This window comes from Bradyrhizobium sp. 197, from assembly GCF_023073375.1.
Taxonomy (GTDB): Bacteria; Pseudomonadota; Alphaproteobacteria; order Rhizobiales; family Xanthobacteraceae; genus Bradyrhizobium.
Window position 1 is genome coordinate 414,484 of the sequence record NZ_JADPJJ010000030.1, and the last position, 16,048, is coordinate 430,531.

At 64.4% G+C, this 16,048-nt stretch carries 18 protein-coding genes; 8 read left to right on the forward strand and 10 right to left on the reverse strand.

The features are described from left to right. Window positions 1-75 precede the first annotated feature (75 nt). From IVB27_RS08435 to IVB27_RS08450, 4 genes are read left to right on the forward strand one after another with little or no spacing between them, the layout of a single operon-like run. Window positions 76-1,278 (forward strand): CaiB/BaiF CoA transferase family protein, encoded by a 1,203-nt coding sequence (locus IVB27_RS08435; protein ID WP_247442859.1) that lies wholly within the window; start codon window positions 76-78, stop codon window positions 1,276-1,278. Next, window positions 1,275-1,775, forward strand: a complete 501-nt coding sequence (locus tag IVB27_RS08440; RefSeq protein ID WP_345946846.1) for a MaoC family dehydratase — start codon at window positions 1,275-1,277, stop codon at window positions 1,773-1,775. The genes IVB27_RS08435 and IVB27_RS08440 overlap by 4 nt, the downstream gene beginning before the upstream one ends. After that, complete coding sequence (locus tag IVB27_RS08445) at window positions 1,775-2,626, forward strand: HpcH/HpaI aldolase/citrate lyase family protein (protein ID WP_247442863.1); 852 nt, start codon at window positions 1,775-1,777, stop codon at window positions 2,624-2,626. The genes IVB27_RS08440 and IVB27_RS08445 overlap by 1 nt, the downstream gene beginning before the upstream one ends. Before the next feature lie 20 nt (window positions 2,627-2,646). Further along, window positions 2,647-3,387 (forward strand): IclR family transcriptional regulator, encoded by a 741-nt coding sequence (locus IVB27_RS08450; protein ID WP_247442864.1) that lies wholly within the window; start codon window positions 2,647-2,649, stop codon window positions 3,385-3,387. A 7-nt stretch (window positions 3,388-3,394) separates the two neighbouring features. Here IVB27_RS08450 and IVB27_RS08455 read toward each other — a convergent pair whose 3' ends face one another. The 5 genes from IVB27_RS08455 to IVB27_RS08470 form a co-directional block, all read right to left on the reverse strand. Next, window positions 3,395-3,811: a hypothetical protein gene (locus IVB27_RS08455; protein WP_247350800.1), complete on the reverse strand. Its 417-nt coding sequence runs from the start codon at window positions 3,809-3,811 to the stop codon at window positions 3,395-3,397. Window positions 3,812-3,961: 150 nt separating this feature from the next. After that, window positions 3,962-4,384: a type 2 periplasmic-binding domain-containing protein gene (locus tag IVB27_RS42855; RefSeq protein WP_253075535.1), complete on the reverse strand. Its 423-nt coding sequence runs from the start codon at window positions 4,382-4,384 to the stop codon at window positions 3,962-3,964. Then, the gene (locus IVB27_RS42860) at window positions 4,329-4,754 is read right to left on the reverse strand and encodes a type 2 periplasmic-binding domain-containing protein (protein WP_253075536.1); all 426 of its coding nucleotides are present in this window, start codon (window positions 4,752-4,754) and stop codon (window positions 4,329-4,331) included. Before IVB27_RS42860 ends, IVB27_RS42855 begins: the two co-directional genes overlap by 56 nt. A gap of 28 nt (window positions 4,755-4,782) precedes the next feature. After that, on the reverse strand, window positions 4,783-5,580 hold the full coding sequence (locus IVB27_RS08465) for a fumarylacetoacetate hydrolase family protein (protein WP_247442865.1): 798 nt from the start codon (window positions 5,578-5,580) through the stop codon (window positions 4,783-4,785). Window positions 5,581-5,680: 100 nt separating this feature from the next. Then, the gene (locus IVB27_RS08470) at window positions 5,681-5,989 is read right to left on the reverse strand and encodes a hypothetical protein (RefSeq protein WP_247442866.1); all 309 of its coding nucleotides are present in this window, start codon (window positions 5,987-5,989) and stop codon (window positions 5,681-5,683) included. Window positions 5,990-6,197: 208 nt separating this feature from the next. On the opposite strand from IVB27_RS08470, the gene IVB27_RS08475 reads away from it, so the two are divergent. After that, window positions 6,198-7,712: a glycosyl hydrolase family 79 N-terminal domain-containing protein gene (locus IVB27_RS08475; protein ID WP_247442867.1), complete on the forward strand. Its 1,515-nt coding sequence runs from the start codon at window positions 6,198-6,200 to the stop codon at window positions 7,710-7,712. Between the two features lie 6 nt (window positions 7,713-7,718). Here IVB27_RS08475 and IVB27_RS08480 read toward each other — a convergent pair whose 3' ends face one another. After that, entirely contained in the window at window positions 7,719-9,020 is a 1,302-nt protein-coding gene (locus IVB27_RS08480) for an MFS transporter (RefSeq protein WP_247442871.1), read from the reverse strand. A gap of 372 nt (window positions 9,021-9,392) precedes the next feature. Here IVB27_RS08480 and IVB27_RS08485 point away from each other — a divergent pair, with 372 nt between their 5' ends. From IVB27_RS08485 to IVB27_RS08495, 3 genes are read left to right on the forward strand one after another with little or no spacing between them, the layout of a single operon-like run. Further along, window positions 9,393-10,607, forward strand: a complete 1,215-nt coding sequence (locus IVB27_RS08485) for an ABC transporter substrate-binding protein (RefSeq protein ID WP_247442872.1) — start codon at window positions 9,393-9,395, stop codon at window positions 10,605-10,607. Window positions 10,608-10,614: 7 nt separating this feature from the next. Next, window positions 10,615-12,348 carry an FAD-dependent oxidoreductase gene (locus IVB27_RS08490; RefSeq protein WP_247442873.1) on the forward strand — a complete coding sequence of 578 codons (1,734 nt, stop codon included), beginning with the start codon at window positions 10,615-10,617 and terminating at the stop codon, window positions 12,346-12,348. Between the two features lie 19 nt (window positions 12,349-12,367). Then, window positions 12,368-13,162 (forward strand): IclR family transcriptional regulator, encoded by a 795-nt coding sequence (locus IVB27_RS08495; RefSeq protein ID WP_247442875.1) that lies wholly within the window; start codon window positions 12,368-12,370, stop codon window positions 13,160-13,162. A 1-nt stretch (window position 13,163) separates the two neighbouring features. On the opposite strand, the gene IVB27_RS08500 is transcribed toward IVB27_RS08495, so the two are convergent. The 4 genes from IVB27_RS08500 to IVB27_RS08515 all read right to left on the reverse strand — a co-directional run bounded on the left by IVB27_RS08500 (window position 13,164) and on the right by IVB27_RS08515 (window position 16,042). Next, window positions 13,164-13,937, reverse strand: coding sequence for an SDR family NAD(P)-dependent oxidoreductase (locus IVB27_RS08500; protein ID WP_247442880.1), 774 nt, complete (start codon window positions 13,935-13,937; stop codon window positions 13,164-13,166). A gap of 54 nt (window positions 13,938-13,991) precedes the next feature. Further along, on the reverse strand, window positions 13,992-14,582 hold the full coding sequence (locus IVB27_RS08505) for a thiamine pyrophosphate-dependent enzyme (protein WP_247442882.1): 591 nt from the start codon (window positions 14,580-14,582) through the stop codon (window positions 13,992-13,994). Next, a complete protein-coding gene (locus tag IVB27_RS08510; RefSeq protein WP_247442883.1) occupies window positions 14,582-15,124 on the reverse strand; it encodes a thiamine pyrophosphate-binding protein in 543 nt (180 codons plus the stop codon). The genes IVB27_RS08505 and IVB27_RS08510 overlap by 1 nt, the downstream gene beginning before the upstream one ends. A 174-nt stretch (window positions 15,125-15,298) precedes the next feature. Continuing rightward, complete coding sequence (locus tag IVB27_RS08515) at window positions 15,299-16,042, reverse strand: aspartate/glutamate racemase family protein (RefSeq protein WP_247442884.1); 744 nt, start codon at window positions 16,040-16,042, stop codon at window positions 15,299-15,301. Between the last annotated feature and the right edge of the window lie 6 nt (window positions 16,043-16,048).

A 16,048-nucleotide genomic window follows, 5' to 3' on the forward strand; every position in this document is an offset into this window, starting at 1 on the left:
CGAGAGTTCTTCGAATTGACACCGGAGATTTATGAATTCTAACTCCACGTATATGAATGCAATGAACGAGGCCCTATGGGACCGCTCGCCGGCTTCACTATTCTCGACCTGACTTCCGTGCTGATGGGCCCCTATGGCACCCAAGTGCTGGCGGACATGGGCGCTGAAATCATCAAGGTCGAGAGCCCCGAGGGCGACATCGTTCGCCAGATCGGTCCCGGCCGCACACCCGGCATGGGCGGGATGTTTCTCAACGCCAACCGCGGCAAGCGCAGCATCGTCCTCGACCTCAAGAAGAAGGAAGGGCGCGCCACACTGCTGCGACTGGCGAAGCGTGCCAACGCGCTGGTCTATAGTGTGCGCCCGCAGGCGATGACGCGGCTCGGCCTCGACTACGAGACGCTTCGCGAGATCAACCCTTCCCTCGTCTATGTCGGCGCGTTCGGCTACGGCCAGTCCGGCCCCTATGCCGCCAAGCCCGCCTATGACGATCTCATTCAGGGCGCGGCCACCATTCCGACACTTCTCGCGGCCGCCGGCGACGGCACGCCGCGTTACGTTCCCGTCACCATCGCCGACCGCATCGTCGGACTGATGATGGTCAATGCCATCATGGGCGGACTGATGCACCAGCAGCGCACCGGCATCGGCCAACGCATCGACGTGCCGATGTTCGAGTCCATGACGGAGTTCGTGCTGGTCGATCATCTGGGCGGACTGACCTACGATCCGCCGCTCGACCACGGCGGCTACGCCCGCCTGCTCTCGCGCTATCGAAAACCCTACAAGACCAGCGACGGCTATCTCTGCGTCCTCATCTACAACGACAAGCACTGGCGCAACTTCTTCGAGGCGATCGGGCAACCGCATTTCCTCGATCAGCCGCGTTTTGCCAACCACGCTGCGCGCACGAATCATATTGACGATATCTACGAGGAGATCGGCCACATCTTCGTCACGCGCACCACCGCGGAATGGCGCGAGCTGCTGGAGCGCGCCGACATTCCGGTGATGCCGATGCACACGCTGGAGACGATTTTGGACGATCCGCATCTCAATGCGATCGACTTCTTCCAGACTGTAGATCACCCCGTGGAAGGCCGCATCCGCCAGATGCGCGTGCCCTCGACCTGGAGCGTGACCCAGCCCGAGCCCGCCGGCCCCGCGCCGACACTCGGCCAGCACGGCCGCGACATCCTGGCCGAAGCCGGCTTCACGGCGGACGAGATCGAGCAGCTTGCAGAGCAGAAAGCCGTTCACCTGGCGGCGCCGCCATAAGCAGCGGGCGCCGGCAAAAATCGAGACACAGGGAGGAAACCACGATGGCCGGACTCTATTTCGAGGATTTTTCCGTGGGCCAGGAGTTCAGGCATCCCCTGAGCCGGACCGTCACGGAGATGGACAACACCATGTTCAGCCTGCTGACGCTCAACCCGCAGCCGCTGCACATCGACGCGCATTTTTCGGCCCAGACCGAGTTCGGCCAGCGCATTTTCAACAGCCTTTACACCCTCGGCATCATGATCGGCATGACGGTCTATGATACGACCATGGGCACCACCGTCGCCAATCTCGGCATGACCGACGTCACTTTTCCAAAGCCGGTCTTCCATGGCGACACTTTGCGGGCGACGACAAAGGTGCTTTCGTTGCGGGAATCCAAATCGCGCCCCAAGGCGGGCATCGTCGAGTTCGAGCACCACGCCTTGAACCAGAACGACGAGATCGTCGGTAAATGCCGCCGCATGGCGATGATGCACAAGAGGCCGGTCTGATGCGTTCGATGCTGTTCGTGCCGGGCGACTCCCTGCGAAAATTCGAGAAGGCCAGCGAAGGCAGCGCCGACGCGTTGATCATCGATCTCGAGGACTCTGTCGTCACCGACAAGAAGCCGGAAGCGCGCGGGTTGACGCTGGCAATGCTGAAGGGCCGCAGCAAGCCGCATCAACTCTATGTCCGCGTCAACGCGCTCGACACCGGCATGACGCTCGCCGACCTCGCCGCGGTGATGCCAGGCAAGCCCGACGGCATCGTGCTGCCGAAATCGCAAGGCGGCGACGACGTGCGCCAGGTCGCAACCTGGCTCGAAGCCTTGGAGGCTGCGGCCGGCATCGCGGTCGGCACGACGCGCATCGTCTGCGTCGCGACCGAAACCGCCGGCTCGATCTTCGGGCTGGGCAGCTACAAGGGCTGCTCCGCGCGCCTTGCCGGCTTGATGTGGGGCGCGGAAGATCTCTCCGCTTCGCTCGGCGCTACTGAAAAGGCGTCAGGTGGCGTGTTCCACAGCCCTTATCGTCTGGCACGCGATCTCTGTCTGATGGCGGCGGCGGCGGCCGAAGTCGCGCCGATCGACACCGTCTATACCGACATCGACAATCTGGCAGGACTCGAGCAGGAAACGCGCGCCGCGCGGCGCGACGGTTTTTCGGCGAAGGCGCTGATCCATCCAAAGCATGTCGACGTCGTCAACGCGGCGTTCGAGCCGACCGAGGCCGAGCGTAATTGGGCAGAGAAGGTGATCGCGGCATTCGCGAACAATCCGAACTCCGGTACTCTGCGTCTCGACGGCCAGATGATCGACAAGCCGCATCTTCGCGCCGCGAAGAAAATCCTCGGCCAGCCCTAGATCAGGATGCAAGCCTCACCATGATCGTTCGCCAAGCCGCAAACGTCCTGGAGATCATGGAGTTCTTCGCGCAAACGAGGAAGCCGGCGACGCTTGCCGAGATCGCCGATCATTTCGGCTGGCCGCGCTCGTCGACTTTCAACCTGCTCGCGACGCTGTCGGGGAAAGGCTATCTCTACGAACCGCGGCCGCGGGCCGGCTTCTACCCGACGCCGCGCTGGCTGGCGATGGCGCGGATGATCTCCGAGGTCGAGCCGCTGCCGCCGTGGACACATACGCTGATCGCCGACCTCTCGGCCGAGACCGGCGAGACCGCCTCCATCGTGGCGCCGGCCGGCGTGATGGCCGTGTTCATTGACGTCGTCGAGTCCCAGGCCGCGATCCGCTATTTCGCGACCATCGGCCACCGCGTGCCGATTCACGCCACCGCCAGCGGCCGCGCCCTGCTTCTGCAATATTCGCCGGAGGAGCGCGACTCCGTCTATCGCAAGATCGAATTCAAGCAGTACGGTCCGTCAACGCCGATCAGCATAGACGCGGTCGAGACCGAGCTGCGCAATTCGATCGCGCGCGGTTACTGCCAGAGCTTCGCCGACTATAGCCGCGACCTCGCGGGCGCCGCGATCCCGCTGCCGATCAGCGATCGCAGACTCTCGGTCGTCGTCGCCGGCCCTGAGTTCCGGATCGGGCCGAAGGTCGGGGAAGTCGCGGCGCTGATCGCACGGACCGTCGATCGGCTGCGGCCGAAGGCGGCGGCGTAAGCTGACCTCAGTCGAATCCTTGAACCGGCGGCGTCGTGGTCTGCGCGGGCACCACAGGAGCAGCTTGAACAGGCTGCACCGCAGGCGCGGCTTGAACCGGCGGATTGCTGGCAGCTCTCATCTGGCCATTGGCATCCATCGACTCGCGTGTGCGCGGCGGACCCCCGGTCGCCGCCGCGCGGTACGCCTCGCGACGCGGCGGTTGCCGATGTCTCGCCGAGCGTGAACCTCTCACGCCCCAGGACCGGGCGATTGCAGGTCCGGCGGTATAACCGACCACCGCGCCCGCGACGGCACCGATCGGACCCAGCACGACGGCGCCTGACACGGCTCCCAACGCCGCAGCACCAGCGCGCTCCTGCGCGGCGGCGCTTGCAGGCACGCTAGCCAGCATCACGACGGCAGTGATCAGAGCTTTGTTCATCGGAGCGCCTCCCTCACGGGAGTGACTCATACTTAAATATGGCTGCACGAGGTTTGTTCGTTGCCCAACACAGGGCAATCGCCGATGGAACTCCGGCAATTCAAAGGCCTCTGCCTTCAGATTGTGGTCCCAGCGGAGGCAGATCGGCAACTACGGCGCGACCTTGTCGCTGGTAAATCCGTTGCCGTCGAGCGCGCGGCGCACCGTGCCATCCGACTTGGCCTCATCCAGGAAATGCGCGGCCCAGGCCTTCGCCACCGCCTTGCCCTTGGGCACGACCACGACCACGCCGGTCGACTGGATCACCTCGTCCAGCACCTTCGTTCCCGGCAGCTTACGCGAGAGGTCTTCCAACGCCCCCATACCCATCGCGAGGGCATCCAGCTCCCCCTTGCCGATTAATTCGGCCGCCTGTTCCGGCTTCACGAACTTCGTCAGCTTCGCCTGCTTCAGCGACTTCTCGACCGTCCGCGACGTCGAGGTCCCCTCGATGCAACCGACCCGCATTCCCGCACGATCAACATCCGCAACGGCGCGGATGTCCGAACCGGCGCGAATGAGATAGCCGCTCATATAGGGCGACGTAAGCTGGGCCCTGATCCACGAACTGCTCGCGCTTGACGTCGGCCGGCATGAAGGAGAGATCCCAGACGTCCTTGCTGCTGGCGGCGGCGATCTCGTCGGAGCTCTGGTATTCGACCAGATGCAGAGGAACGTGCAACTTGTCGGCGGCAGCCTTGGCGAGTTCTACGGTGACGCCGCGCGGCTTTCCGTCTGCGGGATCACGCGTCGTCCAGAACGCCGACGCGGCGGGGCCGACGGCCACCGCCACGCGCAACGCTCCCGTCGGCGCGATGTCGCTCGCGCCTTCAGCATTCCCCGTTACAGCGCCGGTGACAGCGAAGGCCAACCCCAACATGACGACTACGGCATAACCCAACATATTGCACTCCCGACCCGGGCTGGATCAGTCAGGCGATCTTGATCGACATGTCCGGCAAGCCGTCGAGCTTGCACAGCAGCACGTCGCCCTTCACCACGGGGCCGACATTCTCCGGCGTGCCGGAATAGATGATGTCGCCGGCCTTGAGCTCGAACGCTTCCGATAGCTTTGCGATCTGCTCGGCGACACTCCAGATCATCTTGCTGAGATCCGAGCTCTGCTTCACCGTCCCGTTGATCGCCAGTGAAATGGCGCCCTTCTCGAAATGGCCGGTCTTGCTGGCCGGATGGATCGGGCCGATCACCGCAGCGTGGTCAAAGCTCTTGCCGATCTCCCAGGGCTTCTTCTCCGCGGCCATGCCGTTCTGGAGATCGCGCCGGGTCATGTCGAGGCCGAGCGCGTAGCCATAGACATGATCGAGCGCCTTCTCGGCCGGAATGTTGCTGCCGCCGGATTTCAGCGCAGCGACCAGCTCGACCTCGTGATGATAGTTCTTGGTCAGCGACGGATAGGGATGATCCGCGACCTCGCCGATCGCGACGTTCTGGATCGCGTCGGTCGGTTTCTGGAAGAAGAACGGCGGCTCGCGGCTCGGATCCGAACCCCGCTCGATCGCGTGCGCCGCATAGTTACGCCCGATGCAGTAGATGCGGCGGACCTGGAACACGCTGGTCTCGCCGACGATCGGGATGGTGACCATCGGCACCGGAAAGATCGGCCTTTGCCCGGCCTGCGCCGCAGCCGGCGCAACTTCCGCGATTGAAGCAGCACTTGCCACCGCGGCAATTGCGAGCAGCTCTCGTCGCGTTGCTGAGATCTCTTTCATGTTTTGTGCTCCCTTTTTATGTTCGTTGGGCGCATCATGCGCGCCGGCCCACCTGATAATCAATATTCAGTATGCCAGCAACACTGGACTGGCACGTCCTCTAATTGATGAGAACAGGTCGCGTGCGGCGGCGGGGCCTCACCCAGCCGTCCACACCGGCGGCCAGGTGGTGCGGCGCGAGCAGTTGGTCTGGATGACCGGCGAGCAATCCGCCGCCCACTAGGAGCGCCTCTATCGCGATTACGCCATTGATACGCTGGAGCGTGCAAACCTGCGCTGGCGCATCGGTCGGGAAGCCGCGGATCGCGTCCGCTCCTGCGGCTGCGCCCGCCCCCTTCAACAGCGTGCGCCGGCTCAGCTTTTTTGTCGATTTGTCGTTCGCCCCCGCCGGATTGGCAGCGGATGTCACTTCGTCCCGTCAAGCATGGCAACCCTCGTTGGCTACAATGACTGCTGCGCACCGATCGCCATTGACCGGCTGCGGATCTGATCAATTGCGGGCGAGGCTATGGGCGGGATGTTGCGAAGTAAAATTGGAAGTAAAAATTCGCCGCATAAAAGCGGTTAATGGCTCGCCTAGCATAAGAAGGCGTCAGGACGTGTATACAAGGCCGGCAATGGAGCGACACAGCCGCCTGCGCATCGCGCGCGTGATCGGCGCCGCATTGCTCGTCGCTGCGATAAGTCGCGCGGCAAGTGCAAGCGAGCCTGTGATCGCACCGTCGCGCATGACGGTGATCGACATCATCGACGCGCGCTTTCAATCCTACAATGTCGAGATGGTCGAGGTGACCGGCGGTCGCTTTTGGAGACCTTATGCGCAACATCAGATGCAGCGTGATGGCTACAGCGACAGGCCGCCAATCGATCTTGCCAACCGGCGTCTCCGCAAGCTCGCCGCCGCCTTGGCGCCGGCCTATCTGCGCGTGAGCGGCACCTGGGCGAATGCAACCTATTTCGCGGACGGCGACGACGCGCCGGCGGCACCGCCTGCCGGCTTCAACACCGTGCTCAGCCGCGCGCCATGGCGTGGCGTTATCGACTTCGCCCGCGCGGTTGATGCGCAGATTGTCACCTCCTTTGCGATCAGTCCGGGCAGCCGCGATGCGGATGGCGCGTGGAAGACCGATCAGGCGGAGCACCTGATCGACACGACGCGTTCGCTGGGCGGCCACATCGCGGCGGTGGAATTCATGAACGAACCAAACCTCGCCGCGACGAACGGCGCGCCGCCTCGATATGATGCGAAGGCTTATGGCCGCGACTTCAGGATTTTTCGCGAATGGATGCAACGGGCGGCGCCTGAGACGCTGATCGTCGGTCCGGGTTCAATCGGCGATGCGCCGTCGCCATCCGGGTCCGGAATCGCCACGCGCGACCTGCTCGCCGCATCTGGCCCCGGTCTCGATCGCTTCTCCTATCATCACTACAACACGCTCTCGCCGCGCTGCGGCGGCAGTGACGATCCGGCGCAGGCGCTTTCGGAGCAATGGCTGGCGCGCACCGACGCGAGTCTCGCGATCTACAGCGCGCTGCGCGACATATTCGAGCCGGGCAAACCGATCTGGCTGACGGAGACCGCGGATGCAGCCTGCGGAGGCAATCGCTGGGACAAGACTTTTCGCGACGCATTCCGCTATCTCGACCAGCTCGGACGGCTGGCAAGAGCTGGCGTCCAGGTCGTGATGCACAACACGCTGGCCGCCAGCGACTACGGCCTGCTCGACGAAGGGACGTTCCGTCCGCGGCCGAACTACTGGGCTGCGCTGCTCTGGCACCGGCTGATGGGAACGGTCGTACTCGACACGAGCTCCGTCGCCGCGCCAGATCTCCATCTCTATGCGCATTGCCACCCGGCCATGCGGGGCGCGGTGTCCGTGCTCGCGATCAACGCGTCGCGGCATGCATCATCCACCCTGACGCTGTCACATCCCGCCGAGCGTTACACGTTGCATGCGAAGCGGCTGCAAGACGCGACCGTGCAGCTGAACGGCAAGTCGCTCGCGCTGAATGCCGATGACGAGCTACCCCGGCTTGAGCCGCGCGCAGCATCGGCGGGCACGATCCGGCTTGCGCCAGCGACCATCACCTTCCTGGTATTTCCAGCAGTCGCGAATCCTGCCTGCCGTTAGCCGCCCTCAGGATCTCAGCGAGCTCCGCGCGGTCTCCGGCGCCATCAGCGTTGCGATGATCGTGATGATCGAGAGCCCGATGATGTAGACTGACACCGCCCAGTACGAGCCGGCCCATGCGAGCAGTGCCGTCGCAATCAGCGGCGAGAAGCCGCCACTGAGCGCGGCCGCGACGTTGGCCCCCAGCGACGCACCGCTGTAGCGCACCTGGGTGCGGAACAGCTCCGGCATGAAGGCGGCCTTCGGCCCGAACAGCAGCGCATGCGTCAGGGTCATCGTGACGACGAGCGCGAGCGTGATCAGCGCCGGCTCCCTGGTGTCGAGGAACCAGAACAACGGAAACGCCAGCGCCACCGTGAACGCGCCGCCGGCGAGATACAGTGCCTTGCGGCCGAAGATGTCGGACAACCAGCCGGCGAGCGGCAGCGTCGCGAGCTCGACCAGCGCGGCATAGACCACCGCATCCAGGATCACCTGCCGCGGCAGGCCGAGCTGCGTCGTGGCATAGACCACGGTGAAGACGGTGAGGAGATAAGCGAGCCCGACTTCAGAGACGGTGATGCCGATCGCGAGCAGGAAACTACGCCAGTCGCGGCGCAGGACTTCCATCACCGGCTGTGCCAGCACCTCCTTGCGCTCGACCACCTCCTTGAAGTGCGGCGTCTCCGCGAGTTTCAGCCGCACGATGAAGCCGACCCCGACGAGCAGGATGCTGATCAGGAACGGCACGCGCCAGCCCCAACTGAGGAAATCGGCTTCGGGCAGTTTCGTCATCAGACCAAAAATGCCGGTGGAGGCGGCGACGCCGACGGGAAAACCGATCTGCACCAGACTGCCATAGAAACCGCGGCGATTGCCGGCGTGCTCGGCCACCATGACCACCGCGCCGCTCCACTCGCCACCGAGCCCGATGCCCTGGATGAAGCGCAAGATGACGAGGAAGATCGGCGCCCAGACGCCGATCTGGCTGTAGGTCGGCAGGCAGCCGATCAGGAACGTGCCGAGCCCCATCGCGATCATGGTCGCGACCAACATCTTCTTGCGGCCGAGCCGGTCGCCATAATGCCCGATGATCGCGCCGCCGATCGGCCGCGCCACAAAGCCGACCGCATAGGTCGAGAACGCCGCCAGCGTGCCGACGAAGGGATCGAAGCTCGGGAAGAACAACTTGTTGAACACGAGGGCGGCGGCCGTGCCGTAGATCAGGAAGTCGTACCACTCGATCGCGGTGCCGAGCGCGCTCGCCCACACCACATGCGCCGTCGTCGATTTCTCCGCCGCCGCGGAGACCCCCGATGCTGCCGTCATGCCATGCGCCCCAAAATTCCCGGGCGGCATCATGGCCAATCATAATGGCGGTTGCAACCTGCGGGCGTGTTGGCTTGCCCGGGGATTACGGTGCGAAATTTTGCGCGTCGCTGCTTCAACACCCGTCATTGCGAGGAGCCCTTGCGACGAAGCAATGCAGAGTGCCCCCGCGGAAGGATTCTGGATTGCTTCGCTCCGCTCGCAATGACGGGTGTGGGAGCAGTTGCGCGCTCACTTTGGCGGCGCCGTCCGCGGGACAGCGGAACCCACCCCAGGACCGCTATTCGTCATTGACAAATTGGTTCGTCATTATCTAATTAACTCCAGAACAACCAGCCGCGCCAAGCGGCCCATAAAAGAGAGGGAATGACGATGAGAGGGTTTTTGGCCTGCGCCATGCTCGCGGCCATGTCTTCGGCTGCCATGACCACCGTCGCGACCGCGCAAGTCTCCGACGACGCGGTGCGGATCGGCGTGCTCACGGATCTATCGAGCTGGGGCCGCGACAACAGCGGGCCTGGCTCGGTCGAAGCCGCGAAGATGGCGGTGGAGGAATTCGGGCCCACCGTGCTCGGCAAGCCGATCGAGATCATCAGCGCCGACCATCAGATGAAGACCGACGTCGGCGTGCAGATCGTGCGCGGCTGGTTCGACAACGGCAAGGTCGATGCCGTCGTCGACATCCCCAATTCCGGCATCGCGATCGCCGTGCACAACATGGTGCGCGAGCGCAACAAGATCGCGCTGCTCTCCGGCCCCGGCGCGAGCTCGCTGACCGACGAGCTGTGCAGCCCGAACACCGTGCACTTCACCTATGACACCTATGCGCTGTCCAAGGTGACGGCCTCCGCGGTGATCAAGGAAGGCGGAAAATCCTGGTACTTCATCACCGCGGACTACGCCTTTGGCCAACAGCTCGAGAAGGACGCCACGCGCTTCATCAACGAGATGGGCGGCAAGGTTTTGGGCGGCGTGAAGCACCCGACCAACACGGCGGACTTCTCCTCCTTCGCGCTGCAGGCGCAAAGCTCGAAGGCCGATGTGGTGGCCTTCGCCAATGCCGGCCAGGACACCGACAACGCCATCAAGCAGTCCGGCGAGTTCGGCCTGGTCCAGGGCGGCCAGAAGCTGGTCGGCCTCTTGATGTTCGACACCGACGTGCATGCGATCGGCCTCAAATCCGCGCAGGGCACCTACATGACCACGGCGTCGTATTGGAACATGGACGAGGCGACCCGCGCATGGTCGCGGAAATTCTACGAGCGCACCAAGGTGATGCCGACCATGATCCAGACCGGCGTCTACGGCTCGGTGTTGCATTATCTCAAGGCCATCAAGGCTGCCGGCACCGATGACCCCGCAAAGGCGATGGCCAAGATGCGCGAACTGCCAATCGAGGATACATTCGTTCATGGCGGACGCTTGCGCGAGGACGGCCGCGTCATTCGCGACATGTATCTCGCCAAGGTGAAAACACCCGAGCAGTCCAAGGAACCGTGGGATTACCTGGAGATCATCAAGACGGTGAAGGGCGAGGACGCCTTCCGCCCGGTCTCCGAATCCAAATGTCCGCTGCTCAAGAAGTGAGGCCCGCATGACCGGCAACGAGCGCAACGCAATTGAGACTTACGAGTGCGATGTGCTCGTGGCCGGATCTGGCGCATCCGGGATGTCGGCCGCGATCACCGCGCGCTGTCGCGGCCTCGACGTCCTGATCGTCGAGAAGGAGCCACGCTTCGGCGGCACCACCGCCCGCTCCGGCGGTTGGTTGTGGATTCCCGGCACGTCGCTGGCGAAGGCTTACGGCATCGAGGAGACGCCGGAGCAGGCCCGCACCTATCTGCGGCACGAAGCCGGCAACAATTATGACGCCGCGCGCGTCGATGCATTCCTGAGCGCCGGGCCCGAGGCGGTCGGTTTCTTCACCAGCAAGACCGCACTCCGCTTCGACATGCCGCTGGTATTCCCGGACTACCACGCCGAGGCGCCCGGAGGCACCCAGGGTGGCCGTTCGATGGTGGCGCGCCCGTTCGACGGCCGCGAGCTCGGCGACCAGATCAAGACCCTCGGCATGCCCCTGCCGGAGCTGACCGTATTCGGCATGATGCTCGGATCCGGCAAGGACATCGTCCATTTCATGCGCGCGACGAAGTCGCTGACCTCGGCCGTCTATGTCGCAAAGCGCCTGTCGCGCCATTTGATGGACGTGCTGCGCTACGGCCGCGGCATGACCCTGACCAACGGCAATGCGCTCGCCGGGCGCCTGGCAAAATCCGCGCAAGACCTAAAGATTCCGATGTGGCTGTCCTCGCCAGTGCGTGAGCTGACGGTCGAGAACGGCACTGTCACCGGCGCCATTGTCGCCCGCGAGGGACGCGACGTCCGCATTCGTGCCAGACAAGGCGTCGTGCTCGCCTGCGGCGGTTTCCCGCACGATGTGGAACGGCGCAAGAAGATGTTTCCGCACGCGCCGACCGGCAACGAGCATTTTTCGCCGGGACCGACCGGCAACACCGGCGACGGCCTGCGCCTTGCGGAAAGCGCCGGCGGGCATGTCGAGGACCGCCTGCCGAACGCGGCAGCCTGGGTCCCGGTCTCGGTCACCAAGCGCAAGGACGGTTCAAACGGCGTGATGCCGCATTTCATCGACCGCGCAAAACCCGGCGTGATCGCGGTGATGCGCGACGGCAAGCGCTTTGCCAACGAGGGCAATTCCTATCACGACTTCGTCCAGGCCATGGTCAAGGCGGCGAAGCCCGGCGAGGAGATCGCGGCGTACCTCGTCTGCGATCACCCGACCCTGCGCAAATACGGCCTCGGCTGCGTGCCGCCGTTCCCGATGCCAACAGGACATCACCTCAACACGGGTTATCTCTTGCGCGGCGAGACGCTGGAGGCGCTTGCGGCAAAAGCGGGTATTGATGCCACCGCGTTCACCGAGACCGTCAAGCAGTTCAATGCGACCGCACCACTAGGTCATGACGCGGCCTTCGGCAAGGGATCAAAGGCCTATAACCGCTACCAGGGCGATGCGCTGCACGGCCCGAACCCCTGCGTCGCGCCGATCGAGAACGGCCCGTTCTACGCGATCAAGATGGTGGTCGGCGATCTCGGCACCTATGCCGGCATCGTCACTGACGAGAACGCGCGAGCGCTCGATGCGGAGGGACGGGTGATTCCCGGGCTCTATGCCGCTGGCAACGACATGGCGAGCATCATGGGCGGCAATTATCCCGGTGCCGGCATTACGCTTGGGCCGGCGCTGACCTTCGGCTACATTGCCGGCCGTCATCTCGCCGACCGCGCCACCAAGCGCGACGCGGCGTAAGCCACACGCCAGGAGGCGCATGAAGAGAGAAAGCCGCGGCATCCAGTCGATCGAGGTCGGCGGAGAATTGCTCCGCGCGCTGGCGAGATGCGGTGAGCCGATGATGCTGCGCGATCTCGCGCGCGAGGCCGGTATGACGCCGGCCAAGGCGCATCCTTATCTGGCCAGCTTCTCCCGCATCGGGCTGATCGAGCAGGACGAGACCACTGGCCGCTACGAGATCGGCGCACTGGCGCTGGAGCTCGGCCTGATCAGCCTGCGCCGCCTGTCCGGCGTACGCATCGCGAGGCCGAAGATCGCGGCGCTCGCAAGTCATATTGGGCACGCGGTCTCGCTGGCGGTCTGGGGCACGCACGGCCCGACCGTGGTGCAGCTCGAAGAGCCTGGCCAGCCCGTGCACATCGTGATGCGGGCCGGCTCGGTGATGGCGCTGCTGGAGACCGCTACAGGGCGGGCCTTTGCGGCCTTCCTGCCGGAGAAGACAATCAACGCCGCACTCGAAAGCGGCCTCGATCGCCACGGCGTCGGATATAATCCGAAGCGCGCGGTGAAAGGCGCGAAGGTCACTGAGATGCTCACAGAGGTCCGCAAGCACGGCCTCGCCCGCGCGCTCGGCGATCCCCTGCCCGGCGTCAACGCATTCTCCGCGCCCGTATTCGATCATTCCGGCCACGTCGCCCTGGTCATCACTGCAATGGGACCGGAAGGCACTTTTGATGCGCGCTGGGACAGCCCGACCGCCCATGCCTTGCGCGACTGTGCCGGCAGCATTTCGAAACGGCTGGGCCACGGGATGACGGTTGCGGCGGAGTGATCTACTTCACCGGCACCGTATAGTTCAGGATCAGCCGGCCGCCGTCTGGGTAGATGGTCTGCCCAGTGATGTAGGACGCATCGTCGCTCGCCAGGAACGCCACGACGGAAGCCACCTCGCCCGGCTCGCCGCCGCGGCCCGCCGGCGTGCGCGACAGCACGGTCTTGCGGGCATCTTCGGATGTGTAGATGGCGGACGCCACCATGTCGGTCAGAATCGTACCCGGTCCGACCGCGACGACGCGGATGTTGTGCGGGGCAAGCGCGACGGCGGCGACACTCGTTAGCTGCTTCATGCCGCCCTTGGAGATGGCGTAGGTCGCGAGCGTCGGGATCGCCAGCAGTGCGTTGACCGAAGACATGTTGATGATCACCCCGCCGCCGCCTTGCGCGATCATCTGCTTGGCCGCCGCCTGGACCCCGAAGAACGCCCCCTTCAAGTTGATGGCGATGACGTCGTCGAAATCCTGTTCGGATATCTCCAGAATGTCCTGGTTGCGGGCAACGCCGGCGTTGTTGACCATGACGTCCAGCCGGCCGAACTCCTTCACGGCGGTGGCCACGAGCTTGTCGACGTCAGCGCGCCTGGCAACGTTGCCGACGATGGTGCGCAAGGCGTCCGGCCGCCCCAGTTCGGCAGCCGTCGCGGCAAGGCCATCGGCATCGACATCCGAGATGACGATTTTGACGCCGTCGTCCAGGAATCGTTTCGCGCAAGCCTTGCCGATGCCGCGCGCCGCGCCGGTGATGGCGGCGACCTTGCCGGTTAGTTTCATGGTCTCACTCCAGAATAGCTGCTTGAGGCAAGCTGTTGCCGGGTGAGACCCGGCTTACGCAGCCGCGAAACCCAGATGAGCACGGAACCGGTTCTTGATAAAGACGGCATCGCGCGAGGGCAGCGATCGTGGCGGATTTTCGGCCAGAACCTTGATGACAAAAAGCCGCGGACCATCAGCCGGCTCGGCGATCTGCCGCGTGAGACGCTCCACTTCCTCGAGCGTCCGCACCGTCCCGGTCGCAACAAAGCCGCAGGCCGTAGCGATGGCGGTGAGATCGACCCCGCGCCCGGTGTGGCTCGCCTGCATTCCGGTCTCGCCAAAATGCTGGTTGTCGATCACGACGATGTCGAGATTGCGCGGGCGCGCGACGCCGATGGTGGCGAGACCGCCGAGGCCCATGAGCTGCTCGCCATCGCCAGTGAGGGCCAGCACGCGCATTGCCGGCTGGGCCTGAGCGAGGCCAAGCCCGATCAGCGCGGCGCCGCCCATGGCGCCCCAGAGATAAAAATTGCCGTTGTGGTCGCCGACCGAATGAAGGTCGTAGGTCGGCGAGCCCAGGCCGGAGACGACCAGCGTGTCCTTGCGATTCTTCAGGAGTGCGGCCACGGCGGCACGGCGGTCGAGTTGAGCTTGCATTGGCATCACCACTTCTTCTTGCCGATCAGACGTTGCCCGATCAGGACTGCGACCTGCTGATCGGATTGGTAGGCGAGCGCTGCGGCCGATTCGACCGTCTCGACCAGATCCTCCGGCGTCTCCGAACGCATCACCTTCAGGCCGATCGCCTCCAGCGAGGGCTGCGTCGCCCGGCTCATTGGCACCTGCCAGGGATTGAACTCGGCCCATTCGCCGCGCATCGTCACCAGCATCAGCAGTGGAAAGCGTCCGATCGCCGACAACGACAGCATGTTGATGCAATTGCCGACCCCGCTCGACTGCATCAGCAGCACGCTGCGCTGCCCGCCGAGCCAGGCGCCCGCGGCAATGGCGATGCCCTCTTCCTCCGTCGTCAGCACGTTGGTGGTGACGTCGCAGTCGGCTGAGAACAGGCGGATGAGCTGGCTGTGGCCGGCATCGGGCACATAGGACATCTGCCGCACGTCGGCGGCTTTCAGGATGCGGTAGAGCTCGGACGGCCAGTCATCGCCGGCGCGCGTTTCGAGATTGGTCTGAGGGCTGTGCACCGCGTGTCTCCTTGAATTTCGGAAGCATGCTAGCGATGTTCTGATAGGGAGGCTCAGACCGTCTGGCACAACCAGATATCGAGGGATTGTATAGCTGCAGCAAAAGCGGGATGATCTGCGCTTAGCCTTCCTTGATCGCGGAGGTGATACGGTCGATAGGCAGCTTCTCGACCTCTAGCCAAACCGGCGCGGCCGCAGTCCGGCATGAAACCACGTAATCATGGAATAGATATCATAGACGGGCAGTCCGACCTCGGCCTGAAGCGCGGCCGCGTAGGGCGGCATGTTGGTGCATTCGAGCACGATGGCGCCGACATCCGGATTCTTGGCGACCAGCTCCCTACCGGCCTCGACCACGTCGCGCTCCGCCTGCGCGATGTCCATGTCGTCCTTCTCGGCCTTGATCAGAACGCGGAAGAATTCCTTGCCGTGCTCGGTCCCCACCAGCGGCGTGTCGAGCGGCACGCCGGCGCCTTCGAGATGGGCCGGCGTCAAGGTCGAGCCGGAGACCGTGACGAGACCGACGCGCTTGCCCGGCGGCAAGGTCGCCTGCACCCACGGCACCTGCATCAGTGACGAGGTCGCGACGGGAACGCCGGCCGCGGCTGCGATCTCCTTCTGGAACAGCGAGAGGAAGCCGCAATTGGTGGTGATGGCTTCGGCCCCGAGCCGCACCAGATCCTTCGCCGCATCGATGAAATCAGGCAGCAAACCGGCGGCGCCTTTCAGCACCACCTTCTCCGGCGAAGCGCCGCTCACCACGCGATAGAGCACGGGGAAAGGCCAGGTGGTGCCGTTGCCCATGTCGCCGGGAATGCGAGGAAAGCGTGCCTCCAGCATCAAGATGCCGAGCGGCGCGCCGTAGATGGCCTTGCCGCCACGGGTGATACGGGAGGACGAGTTGGCTGAAGTGGTCATGGTGCG